Origin of the sequence: Paenibacillus glycanilyticus, from assembly GCF_051200795.1 — a bacterium.
GTDB lineage: Bacteria > Bacillota > Bacilli > Paenibacillales > Paenibacillaceae > Pristimantibacillus > Pristimantibacillus glycanilyticus.
In genome coordinates, this window is record NZ_CP195155.1 from 79872 (window position 1) to 92500 (window position 12629).

12 protein-coding genes (1 of these 12 only partly in view) are annotated in these 12629 nt (G+C 52.4%); all 12 read left to right on the plus strand.

Features of this window, described 5'->3' with window-relative positions; translation table 11 throughout:
* Nucleotides 1-9: 9 nt before the first annotated feature.
* Entirely contained in the window at nt 10-1575 is a 1566-nt protein-coding gene (locus ACR9FF_RS00390; protein WP_435168176.1) for an anthranilate synthase component I family protein, read from the plus strand.
* Nucleotides 1576-1608: 33 nt separating this feature from the next.
* Nucleotides 1609-2190 (plus strand): aminodeoxychorismate/anthranilate synthase component II, encoded by a 582-nt coding sequence (pabA, locus tag ACR9FF_RS00395; RefSeq protein ID WP_012772078.1) that lies wholly within the window; start codon nt 1609-1611, stop codon nt 2188-2190.
* Nucleotides 2187-3068 carry an aminodeoxychorismate lyase gene (gene pabC, locus ACR9FF_RS00400; RefSeq protein ID WP_317982053.1) on the plus strand — a complete coding sequence of 294 codons (882 nt, stop codon included), beginning with the start codon at nt 2187-2189 and terminating at the stop codon, nt 3066-3068. Before pabA ends, pabC begins: the two co-directional genes overlap by 4 nt.
* Nucleotides 3065-3949, plus strand: coding sequence for a dihydropteroate synthase (gene folP / locus ACR9FF_RS00405; protein WP_435168179.1), 885 nt, complete (start codon nt 3065-3067; stop codon nt 3947-3949). The genes pabC and folP overlap by 4 nt, the downstream gene beginning before the upstream one ends.
* Before the next feature lie 18 nt (nt 3950-3967).
* Nucleotides 3968-4354 (plus strand): dihydroneopterin aldolase, encoded by a 387-nt coding sequence (folB, locus tag ACR9FF_RS00410; RefSeq protein ID WP_435168181.1) that lies wholly within the window; start codon nt 3968-3970, stop codon nt 4352-4354.
* Nucleotides 4332-4883 (plus strand): 2-amino-4-hydroxy-6-hydroxymethyldihydropteridine diphosphokinase, encoded by a 552-nt coding sequence (gene folK / locus ACR9FF_RS00415; protein WP_435168183.1) that lies wholly within the window; start codon nt 4332-4334, stop codon nt 4881-4883. Before folB ends, folK begins: the two co-directional genes overlap by 23 nt.
* On the plus strand, nt 4835-5044 hold the full coding sequence (locus ACR9FF_RS00420) for a helix-turn-helix domain-containing protein (protein ID WP_012772083.1): 210 nt from the start codon (nt 4835-4837) through the stop codon (nt 5042-5044). Before folK ends, ACR9FF_RS00420 begins: the two co-directional genes overlap by 49 nt.
* A gap of 84 nt (nt 5045-5128) precedes the next feature.
* Entirely contained in the window at nt 5129-6145 is a 1017-nt protein-coding gene (dusB, locus tag ACR9FF_RS00425; protein ID WP_435168185.1) for a tRNA dihydrouridine synthase DusB, read from the plus strand.
* Between the two features lie 261 nt (nt 6146-6406).
* The gene (gene greA / locus ACR9FF_RS00430) at nt 6407-6883 is read left to right on the plus strand and encodes a transcription elongation factor GreA (protein ID WP_127496976.1); all 477 of its coding nucleotides are present in this window, start codon (nt 6407-6409) and stop codon (nt 6881-6883) included.
* Between the two features lie 182 nt (nt 6884-7065).
* On the plus strand, nt 7066-8592 hold the full coding sequence (gene lysS / locus ACR9FF_RS00435) for a lysine--tRNA ligase (protein ID WP_174806593.1): 1527 nt from the start codon (nt 7066-7068) through the stop codon (nt 8590-8592).
* Nucleotides 8593-8840: 248 nt separating this feature from the next.
* Nucleotides 8841-12278, plus strand: coding sequence for a phospholipid carrier-dependent glycosyltransferase (locus ACR9FF_RS00440; RefSeq protein ID WP_435168188.1), 3438 nt, complete (start codon nt 8841-8843; stop codon nt 12276-12278).
* Between the two features lie 22 nt (nt 12279-12300).
* On the plus strand, nt 12301-12629 hold the start of the coding sequence (locus ACR9FF_RS00445) for a glycosyltransferase family 2 protein (RefSeq protein WP_435168190.1). Its footprint extends 655 nt past the window's final position; only the first 329 of its 984 coding nucleotides appear in the window; it begins with the start codon at nt 12301-12303; its stop codon lies beyond the right edge, outside the window.

Here is a 12629-nt window from a genome sequence, read left to right on the forward strand (position 1 = left end):
GGAATTAACATGTTCACCGCACTAGGGCAGTGGGCTTTATGGCAGGCAGAACGGAAATTCACAACCTTGCCGCTGCTGAAGCGCATTCCTCTTCATACCGTTACCGTTGAATCATGGGAGTCGGCATGGCGCGCGGCTTCCCCGCATGCATTCGTATTGGAAAGCGGCAAGGATGGACGTTATACCTATTTGGGATTGCATCCGGAAGGAGTTATCCGCGGCAAAGGAGACAATGCCCAATCATCGGAATGGGACCGCGAGGGACAAGTCCTGTCGGAACAATCCTGGGAGGGCAAGCCGCTTGAAGTGGTCCGGCGCTGGATGGAGCCGCAACGCTCTCCTAAACTTGCGGATGGTCCTAAGTGGACGGGAGGCTGCATAGGCTTCTGGAGCTATGATGTGATCCGCTCTATTGAGCGGCTGCCCGAGCTTGCGGCGGACGATACGGGACTTCCGGATTATCTGTTCCTGCGGATGAACCGGATCTGGATCGTGGATCAGCAGGAGAAGATGCTGTACTGTGCGGTCCATACCGCGGTTACCGGGGAAGAGAACGAAGAGCAGCTGCAGGCCAAGTACGACGAGGCGGTTGTACAAGCTGAGGAGATGGAGGTATTCTGGCAGCATCATATTCAGCTTCAGGGCGGCGAGGCATCGGCCGTTCGCGAGGAACGCAGACAGTTCACGGAAAGCGATAGTCTTCACATTGACGTAGAGTCGGTCGAAGGCATCACCTCTCCATTCCGGAAGGAAGCCTTTATGGAGGCAGTCCGCCGGATTCAGCGGTATATCGGCCAGGGAGACGTATTCCAAGTGAACCTGTCGCAGCGGCAGAGCCGGAAGGTCAGCTCTTCGCCGGAAGAGTTATACGAATGGCTGCGTATTTTTAATCCGTCGCCTTATATGGGCTTTCTGCGCTGTCCGGACTTCCAGCTGGTCTCTGCCTCTCCGGAGCTTCTCGTCGAGCGGAACGGCGATAAGCTGGCAACCCGCCCGATAGCGGGCACGCGCCGCCGGGGCCGCTCGGAGGAAGAAGACCGCAAGATGGCGGAAGAACTCCGTACAAGCGAGAAGGAGCGGGCCGAGCATATTATGTTGGTTGACCTGGAGCGGAACGATCTTGGGCGGATATCGGAATTTGGAACCGTTAAAGTGGAAGAGCTGATGGTCATCGAATACTATTCCCACGTGATGCATCTGGTCTCGCAGGTGGAAGGACGCCTTGCGGACGGGAAGGATGCCTTTGACGTCATCGCTGCGACATTCCCGGGCGGAACGATTACCGGCGCGCCGAAGATCAGGACCATGGAAATCATCGAGGAGCTTGAGCCCGTGCGGCGCGGGGCTTATACGGGATCGCTCGGATGGATTGACTATAATGGCGATATGGAATTTAATATAATAATAAGAACAATGGCGGTGAAGGACGGTATCGTTAATATTCAGGCCGGGGCCGGTATCGTTATCGATTCCGATCCGGAGCGGGAATATTACGAATCGTTGAATAAAGCAAAGGCGCTATGGAAGGCGATTCAGTACAGCGAGCGGTTTGCGGAGCAGACGAGCCGGACGTAGCGCAGAGCGATACACAAAGGGGGAGCAGGAGCGATGATTCTAGTAATTGATAATTATGATTCGTTTACGTACAACTTGGTGCAGTATTTGGGTGAACTGGGCGAAGAGGTTGTCGTGAAACGGAATGACGAGATTGATCTTGCGGGCATTGAGGCGTTAAAGCCTGACCATATTCTGATCTCGCCGGGACCTTGCTCTCCGAACGAAGCGGGGATCAGCCTGTCGGTCATTGAGCATTTCAAGGGCATTATTCCGATTTTTGGCGTATGTCTTGGCCACCAGTCGATCGGACAAGCGTTTGGCGGCGACGTTGTGCGCGCGGAGAAGCTGATGCACGGCAAGACGTCTGAAATCCTGCATGACGGCAAAACGATCTTTGAAGGGATTCCTTCTCCGTATACGGCTACCCGGTACCACTCTCTTATCGTGAAGCGCGAGACGCTTCCGGATTGCCTGGAGATCAGCGCGGAAACGGCGGAAGGCGAAATTATGGGACTGCGCCATAAGGAATATCCGATTGAAGGCGTACAGTTCCACCCCGAATCGATCATCACGCAGCACGGTCACGACATGCTGCGCAATTTCTTGAAAATCCGCACGGGCGCGGCTCGATGAAGATCGGGCTGAACGGTACGGTAATGGAATCTGGCGAAGCTGTGATCTCGGTATACGATCACGGCTTTTTGTACGGTATGGGGTTATTTGAGACGTTCCGCACGTACGGCGGCCAGCCGTATTTGCTGGAGCGGCATATGAAGCGCCTGGCGGAGGGCTGCGAAACGATCGGTATCCGTTACAAGCCGGATCTGGATGCCCTTCGGAAGATGATAGCGACCCTGCTGAAAGAGAACGGGCTTGCGGAAGGTTATATCCGTCTCACCGTTACGGCGGGAACCGGGGAACTGGGACTTCCGTCGGGAGATTACGAGCAGCCAACGGAGTTCATGCTCGTTAAGGCGCTTCCGCCCCATAACGAGAGCCTGTACAGCGAAGGAAAAGAATTACGGCTGCTTAAGACGGCAAGAAATACCCCGGAAGGGGCCATTCGATTAAAATCGCTCCATTATATGAACAATATAATCGCTAAGCGGGAATTGCTGGCAAGCGATGCTTCGACGACGGCGGAAGGGCTTATGCTGAGCCATGAGGGACTTCTTGCGGAAGGCATCGTCAGCAATTTGTTTTTTGTGCAGGAGGACACGATTTATACCCCTTCAACCGATATCGGCATTTTGCCGGGAATAACTAGGCAGCGGGTTATCGAACTGGCTCGAGGGCTTGGCTATACCGTGAGGGAAGGACACTATTTGTTTGAGGAGCTTCTTGCCTCGAATGAAGTATGGCTAACGACTTCTATACAGGAGCTTGTACCGGTAACGCGCGTAACCGATCATCACGGCGGCAGTACGGCGGTAGGTTCCGGCTCGGCGGGACCCGTGCTTCGGGAGCTGCTGCTCGCCTACCGCCAAGATACGGAGGAACAACAACGATGAGCGAACAAGAACAGGGACGGGAACTTACAGGCTATAAGCCGACCTTTTGGAAAAGAAGCTATGAGCTTGGCGGCGGAATAAAGCTGGAGCTTGGGAAGCGGACGCTGATTATGGGCATTCTGAACGCTACGCCGGATTCTTTCTCGGATGGCGGACGGTATAACCATGCGGAGGCTGCCGCTGCGCGTGCGGCGGCTATGGTTGACGAAGGCGTCGATATTATCGATATCGGCGCGGAATCGACGCGTCCCGGCTTTGAGCCGGTCAGCGTAGAAGAAGAGCTCCGCCGCCTGCTGCCCGTTATCCGGGCCGTACGCGAGGCTGCGCCTCACGTGCCGATTTCCATCGACACGTACAAAGCCGAGACGGCGCGCCAGGCGCTTGAAGCGGGCGCGCATATTATCAACGACATTTGGGGTCTGAAGTATGACCCCTTTATGGCGGCTGTGGCGGCCGAATATGGCTGTCCGGTTATAATCAGCCACAACCGCCCTGCCCGGGACTACGGAGACCTTGTCCCGGATGTGCTCGCCGACCTGCAGGCGAGCGTGGCCATTGCGCTTCGGGCTGGCGTTGAAGCGAGCCGGATCTGGCTCGACCCGGGCCTTGGCTTCGCGAAGAATCATGACGACAACCTGGAATTTATGGGCCGGTTGTCGGAACTGACCGCGCTTGGCTACCCGGTGTTGCTTGGCACCTCACGCAAACGGTTTATCCGGCAGACGCTTGACCTGCCGGTTGACGATCTTGCGGAAGGCACGGCAGCAACTACGGCGCTTGGCATTGCCCAGGGCTGCCAAATCGTACGCGTGCATGATGTGCGCGCGAATAAGCGGACAGCGATGATGGCCGACGCGATTATGTACCGCGGTTCTAAATAGAAAGCGAGGAAGCGAAGCATGGACAGCATGATCATGAAGGGCATGCAATTTTACGGTTATCACGGTGTTTTTCCGGAGGAGAACCGGCTGGGACAGAAGTTTATCGTTGACCTTGACCTGAAGCTGGACCTGGAGAAAGCGGCGGCAACCGATGATTTGGACGCAACGATTAACTATGCCGAGCTGTACGAGCAGATCAAATCCGTTGTGCAGGGAGAGCCTTATAAATTAATCGAAGCTTTGGCCGGCGGCATTGCAACGCGGGTTTTGGAAGCTTATACTATGATAAATGAAGTGGCGGTACGCGTAACGAAGCCAAATCCGCCGTTCGAGATCCATTTTGACGGGGTTACGATTGAGCTCCACCGCAAGCGGGACGGGAATGGACGTGTCGTCCGTGCCTAACACCTTGGCGGAAGCGTACATTGCTCTAGGCTCCAACCTTAACGATCGCGAGGGACTGCTTCGGCAGGCAATTGAATACCTCAGGCAGCAGCCCGGCGTTCAAGCGTTAAGGATATCCGGTATTTACGAAACTGATCCTGTCGGGTATACGGATCAGCCGGCTTTTCTGAATATGGCGATGGCCGTTAAGACGACTCTTCCACCCCTTGAGCTTCTTCACGTGTTGTTTAAAGTGGAGCAGCTTCTTGGACGCGTAAGAGATATACGCTGGGGACCGCGCACCATAGATCTAGATCTGCTGTTATATGAAGATGTTGCGATGGATGACGAGGAGCTGACGCTGCCTCATCCCCGTATGATGGAGCGGGCTTTCGTGCTTGTTCCCCTTGCGGATGTCATCGATCCGTCGCATCCTCTGCAGGACCGTGTTTCGGCTTCTGCGGCAGCGGCGCTTCAGGATGGAAAGGAAGGCATCACGTTATGGAAAATCACCAATTGGCTCAGCGGGTCCGGGCATTCCGGAAGCTGAAGGGCTACACCCAGCAGGAGCTGGCAAAGGTATTAGGCGTATCGGTTGCGGTCCTTGGATCGCTGGAGCGGGGAACCCGCAAGCCCGATGCCCGGCTTATGATGAATATAGCGAATACGCTTGGCATCAGTTATGAAGAACTAATGGATACGGAATCTTAACGTATTTTTCATATGCAGTTGAACTCTGTTACGTCCGTCGATGAAGGCGGTCATTCCATTCAGGAAGGAGGAACAAGGAGCAGTATGTTGAAAATCGGTGACATCGAGATGAAAAATAAAGTCGTGCTCGCGCCGATGGCGGGCGTCTGCAACCCGGCTTTCCGTCTGATTGCGAAAGAATTCGGAACCGGCCTCGTATGCGCGGAGATGGTCAGCGACAAAGCGATTCTGCACGGCAACAAGCGCACGATGGAAATGCTGTTTGTAGACGATCGCGAAAAGCCGCTTAGCCTGCAAATTTTCGGCGGTGACCGCGAATCGCTCGTCGAGGCGGCCAAGGTTGTCGACCAACAGACCAACGCCGATATTATTGATATTAATATGGGCTGTCCGGTGCCGAAGGTTACGAGCTGCGACGCCGGCGCGCGCTGGCTGCTTGACCCTGACAAAATTTACGAGATGGTTTCGGCGGTAACCGCCGCTGTCAGCAAGCCGGTTACCGTGAAGATGCGGATCGGCTGGGATGACGAGCATATTTACGCCGTAGACAACGCGAAGGCTGTCGAAAGCGCGGGCGGCAAAGCGGTCAGCGTTCATGGCCGTACTCGCGAGCAGCAATACACTGGCAAAGCGAACTGGGATATTATCCGCGACGTGAAACAGGCGGTTTCCATTCCGGTTATCGGCAACGGCGACGTCTTCTCGCCGGAAGACGCCCGCCGACTGCTCGACCATACCGGCTGCGACGGCGTTATGATCGGGCGCGGAGCGCTCGGCAATCCTTGGATGCTGTACCGAACGATTCAATACCTGGAATCGGGAGAGCTGCTGCCGGATCCGCTTCCGCGCGAGAAGTTGGAAGTTGCGATTTTGCATATGGACCGTCTTATAGCCTTGAGAGGCGAAGCAACAGCCGTACGCGAAATGCGCAAACATATGGCCTGGTACCTCAAAGGACTTCCGGGCGCGGCACGCGTGAAAGATGTCATTATGGAAGAGACAGGACGCGACAAGCTTGTCGAAATTATGGAGCAGTACATTGCTTCTTTGGATGAAGAAGCATTTGCCGGCGTGGCCGGCAGTTCCAACAACGCACATTAAGAGAGGGGGAGGATTATCGGTCAAGGGGCCGGTAATCCTCCTAAGTCTCTTTAAGATAAAGCGGTTACAACACAAATTTGGCTTTGATTGACATTCGGGGTCTCTTTGAAATATAATCTTGCAATATACATCAACGACATCGTCGTTTCCGCGCTAGCTGCCCCGCAACTTGGCATGAGGAACGGGGAATGCAATATATTTAAATAACAGTGAATTCATACGCCGTATGAATAATATGTCACACGACAGGAGAATCGGAAGATGAGCGATAAGGAAATCATTCTGACTCAGGACGGGTTAAAGAAACTTGAAGAGGAACTGGAAAACCTCAAGTCGGTCAAGCGTCGTGAAGTAGCGGAACGTATTAAGGTGGCCATTGGCTACGGCGACATCAGCGAGAACTCGGAATATGAGGATGCCAAAAATGAACAGGCTTTTATCGAAGGCCGTATCATTACGCTTGAGAAAATGCTCCGCAACGCGCGGATTATCAATAACGATGAGATTGATACCGATACGGTAAGTATTGGATCGGTTGTAACGGTGGAAGATTTGGAATTCGGTGATACAATGGAATATGCAATCGTAGGTACAGCCGAGTCCGATCCTCTTCGTAACAAGATTTCGAATGAGAGCCCTGTAGGCAAAGCGATACTGGGCAAGAAGAAAGGTACTGTTGTGGACGTTAGCGTGCCTGCCGGCATCATTCAATATAAAATCGTCGATATTAAAAAATAAGGTCTGCACTGCCATTTGCGCATATTTTTCGAAAGCTTCCTTAGCGGAAGCTTTTTGAACGTTAAATATAAGAAAGTATAGGCTGTCTCTATACGGTACTTATATTTCACTCGCGAAACGTCTGCTGCCCTCCACAGGATGGCGCAGCCGTTTACGCTTGAGCAGTGCCTTTCATTTAGGAGATGAATAAAGTGGATCAGCAAAACACGGGAGTGGAACAAGAACAAGAACTAAGCGAACTTCTGCAAATCCGCAGAGACAAATTGGACGAGCTGAGAGCTCTTGGCGTTGACCCGTTCGGCGTCAAATTCGAGCGTACGCACAATGCGAAAGACATTGTGTCCGCTTATGAAGAGCTCAGCAAGGAAGAGCTGGAGGAGAAAGCGATCAAGGTAAGCGTTGCGGGCCGCATTATGCAAAAGCGCGGCATGGGCAAAGCTTCTTTTGCGCATATTCAGGATCTTTCCGGCAAAATCCAAATCTACGTTCGCAAGGATACGGTTGAAGCGAACAAATACGCGGCATTTGAAATGCTTGATATCGGCGATATCGTTGGCATCACAGGCGTCGTGTTCAAGACAAACACCGGCGAAGTATCGGTAAAAGCTCACGAAGTGGAAGTGTTGACGAAGTCTTTGCTCCCGCTGCCTGATAAATATCACGGCCTGAAGGACGTAGAGCTGCGTTACCGTCAGCGTTACGTCGATCTGATCGTGAATCCGGACGTACAGCAGACGTTCATTACGCGTTCCCGCATTATTCAATCGATGCGCCGTTACCTTGATTCGAAGGGCTACCTCGAAGTGGAAACGCCAACGCTGCATTCCATTGCCGGCGGTGCTGCGGCTCGTCCGTTCATCACTCACCACAACGCGCTTGATATGCAGCTGTACATGCGTATCGCGATTGAGCTTCACCTGAAACGCCTTATCGTAGGCGGTCTGGAGAAAGTATACGAGATTGGCCGCGTGTACCGGAACGAAGGCATCTCGACGCGCCATAATCCGGAGTTTACCATGATCGAGCTGTACGAGGCTTATGCCGATTACAAGGACATCATGGCGCTGACGGAGAACCTGATCGCCCATATCGCGCAAGAGGTTCTGGGCACGATGAAAATTTCCTACCAAGGCCAAGAGATCGATCTGACGCCGCAATGGCGCCGTGTTTCGATGGTAGACCTGGTTAAAGAGGTTACCGGCGTAGACTTCAGCGTGGAGATGAGCGACGAAGAAGCTCATGCTCTCGCGAAGGAGCATAAAGTACCGGTTGAGCCGCATATGACGTTTGGACACATTCTGAATGCGTTCTTCGAAACGCATTGCGAGCATACTCTGATTCAGCCTACGTTCGTTACGGGACATCCGGTTGCAATCTCGCCGCTGGCAAAAAAGAACCCGGTGGATCCGCGCTTTACGGACCGCTTCGAGCTGTTTATCGTAGCGCGCGAGCATGCGAACGCGTTCACCGAGCTGAACGATCCGATCGACCAGCGTCAGCGCTTTGAAGCTCAGCTTGTCGAGAAGGAACAAGGCAATGACGAAGCGCATGAGATGGATGACGACTTCATCCGCGCCCTCGAGTACGGCATGCCGCCTACCGGCGGACTTGGCATTGGCGTTGACCGCCTTGTTATGCTGCTTACCGATGCGCCTTCCATCCGCGACGTTCTGCTGTTCCCGCATATGCGTGAGCGCGCAGGCGAATAAGAAGTTAACGACAGCACCGCTTGGACTAACGGGTCCGGGCGGTGTTTTTTTGCGAATATAAGACTGTATACGTTTTTATTATACTTTGCTTATATTCATTCGCGAAACGTATGCTGCCCTTCCTATGGACGGCGCAGCCGTTTTCATTTGGATAGGAGCGCACATTGACATTTGATAGGGAAAGTGAGAATGTATTTTAAAGGAAAAACAAGCTCGAGAAACTTAACGTTTGAGGTGAACCGCGGAAAATGTGGAAGAGTGGCTTGCGTGCAATCATTTGTTTATTATTTGTTCTCGTTGTTGGCCTTTTGCCTGCCATGAATGGTTATGTATCCGCTGAGGGGAGTGCCGGCGCAGAAACCAATGCCTTAGGCAATATTGCGACAGAAGCTTTCTCGCCTGTCATTACCCAATCGGAACAGACCGCCTCGGCTACACCTCAAAATCAGGAGAAAATAGACCCGAAAAAAATATCGGCCTTTTCGGTATTGTCGGTATCAGCTTTGTTTGGCGCCTTATTCGCTTACCTGTATAGCAGATGGCTGCGTGCCCGGGAATTTACGGTGAGTGGCAAACCTCTTGCGGCTGGCGGAAAGCCGTCCCTGAACGGACTGTGGATCGCGCTTCTAGCGGCATTCGCCTTCCGATTCTGCATAGCGGCTACGAATCCAGGCTATACGAATGATATCAATACGTTTATTTATTGGGCGAATCATGCCTTTAAGGACGGGCTCGGCAACTTCTATCAGGAAGGCTTGTTTGCCGATTATCCGCCTGGTTATATATATGTGCTCTATGTCATGGGGGCGCTGCAATCGTGGTTCGGCATTGGGTCAGCCAGCGATGCGGCAATCGTATTCTACAAGCTTCCGGCTATTTTCACCGATCTGATTACCGGTTATCTCATTTACCGAACAGCGGCGAAAAAACTCGATCACCGCGCTGCGTTCGGGCTGGCGATGATTTTCGTCTGGAACCCTGCCGTCTGGATCAACTCGGCCGGATGGGGACAGGTTGATTCCTTTTTTGCGCTGATTCTTGTATTAGCCATTCGGGCTATTACGGACGGCAAGTTGGAGCGCGGTTCAATCTGGTTTGCGCTGGCCGTGCTTGTGAAGCCGCAGGCGCTTATTTTTACGCCAGTTATGCTTCTCGCTTACGGCTATAACCTGAGGCATTGGAAGCGTATTGCCGCGGGGATTGGTTACGGCGTTATAGCGTTCCTTCTTCTCGCCGCACCGTTTATTTGGAAGAACGGCGGTTTATCCGGACTCTATGACCTTTATAAATCAACCTTGTCTTCTTATCCGTACGCCACGCTGAACGCCTTTAATCTTTATGCTTTAACGGGCGGTAACTGGGCGAAGCTGGACGCGCATTGGCTAGGCTTAGAATATTCGGTTTGGGGGAACATTGGGATCGTTTTCGCGACAGTAGTCTCCGTCCTGTTCTTCGCTTTCCGGAAGCAGCAGAAGGATCTGACCGGTTCCTTCTACATGGCTCTGATTCTGATCGTTACGGTCTTTATGTTTGCTGCCAAAATGCACGAGCGCTACATGTTCCCGGCACTCCTGCTGATGATTTTCGCTTATGTGGAAGCGAAGGATCGCCGTATTCTGCATCTGCTGCTTGGCTTTAGCATTACGCATTATATTAATGTCGGCTATGTACTGGCCTTCAGCCAGGAGAATACGTTCCTGCCTTCTTCGAACGGCATTATGATCGTAACTTCGCTCGTTAATATCGGTTTGTATTTGTACATGATCTATATCGGTTATGATAGATATATCAAAGGTCGCCAGCATCCGGTTCCGGCAGTGACGAAAGACGAGCTTGCCATGTCGGAAGAGCGGCTGCTTCAAAGCGTAAGATCACAGGAGCAGCCTCCCCGCAGGCTGCACCGCAAGGACTGGTTATGGATGTCCGTCATTACGGGCGTCTATGCCGTTATTGCGCTCATGAATCTCGGTTCCACGGTTAGCTTTGACAGCGGTTGGAAGGCGGACCGGGACGGCCAAAGCTTCTATGTGGATTTTGGCAAGCCGGTGCAAGTCGGTCAAATCAACAGCTTTAATGGGGTTGGCGTTGGCAAGTACAAGTGGGAATTCAGCAGCAGCACGCCTGATCAATGGAGCAATCCGATCGAGATTGAGCAAAAAGTTGGCGACGACTTGAAGTGGACGGTTAACCCTGTCAATCAGACGGTCCGTTATGCGAAGCTGACGGTAACCCAGTGGGGCTTCTCCATGCAGGAGGTTGCCTTCTACCCGGAAGGAAGCGACAAGCCGATCCCGGTTGAGCAGGTTGTTGATCTTGGCGATGAAGGCGACGTGCAGCAGGATGCGGCTCTAGCAGGCAGCAGGTTGTTTGATGAACAGAAGAATGCCGTATATAAACCGAACTACTTGAACAGCTCTTATTTTGACGAGATTTATCATGCCCGGACCGCTTACGAGAATCTTCATGGCATGAAGGCTTACGAGAATACGCATCCGCCGCTCGGCAAGCTGCTAATCGCGGTAGGGATCAAGCTGTTTGGGCTTAGTCCGTTTGGCTGGCGAATTGTAGGCACGCTGTTTGGTATCGGGATGCTGCCGATCATTTACCTGTTTGCCCTGCAGCTGTTCCGCAAGACGGGCTACGCGGCGACGGCAACGATTCTGTTTGCGGCAGACTTTATGCATTTCACGCAGACAAGGATTGCGACTATTGACGTGTATGGCGTCTTTTTCATCATGCTGATGTTCTACTTCATGAATAAATACAGGGAAATGAGCTTTTACAGGTCTCCTCTTAGGAAAACGCTCGTGCCTTTATTCTGGGCGGGGCTGTTGTTCGGAATAGGGGTGGCTTCCAAATGGATTGTCATTTACGGCGGTGCCGGCCTGGCGGTTATGCTGGCGCTAGTCCTTATTGAACGTTACCGTGAGCACGCAGCGGCAAAACGTATCCTGGCGGGCGGGGAAGAAAGCTATCCTTATACGGAAAACGAGGCTTATCAAAAGGCTTCCCGCGGGTTTATGCGCAATACGGTACTGACTCTTGCAAGCTGTCTTGTCTTCTTCGTTGCAATCCCGTTAGTCATTTACTGCTTGTCCTACATTCCGGTCCTACACGTTAAAGGAGATACATATACAGCGGAACGGCTTGTCGAGTACCAGAAGCATATGTATGACTACCACAGCAAGCTTGTCGCTACGCATCCGTATTCCTCCCAATGGTGGGAGTGGCCGTTTATGAAACGTCCGGTCTGGTATTATAACGGTAAGATTCTCGATCCTGGAATGGTCTCGTCCATTTCGGCATTCGGCAATCCGCTAATATGGTGGACGGGGATCTTTGCGGTTATAGCAGCGCTCTATATAAGCGTCAAACGCAAAGATAAGCGGATGTACGTGCTGTGGCTCGCTTATCTATCGCAATACCTGCCATGGATGCTCGTTCCGCGGCTGACGTTCTTGTATCACTATTTTGCAATGGTGCCATTCATGATTTTGGCCATCGTTTATATATTCACCCGCATTGAAGAAAGACGCGAGAATAAGAAATGGATCCGCTGGGTTTACGCCGGCATAGCGGTCGTCCTATTTATAATGTATTATCCAGTCATTTCCGGTATGGAAGTAAACAAGGAATATGTGATGATTGCTCTAAGACATTTTGACTCTTGGGTCTTTTACAGCTGATGAACGGAAGGGGTAGACGGGCATGAAGGCGAGATACAGCATTATAGTGCCGATGTATAACGAAGAAGAAGTGATTCGCCATACGTATGCCAAACTGAAAGAAGTGATGGATGGTTACGGCGAGTCTTATGAGCTTGTATTCATTAACGACGGCAGCAAAGACCGGACGGTCGAGATCGTGGAAGCTATCTGTCAGCAGGACGCCAATGTCCGTCTGATCAACTTTTCGCGCAACTTTGGCCATCAGATCGCGATTACGGCGGGTATGGATTACGCGCAGGGCGACGCCATTATTATAATAGACGCGGATCTTCAGGATCCGCCGGAAGTAATGCTCGAGATGATCGCCAA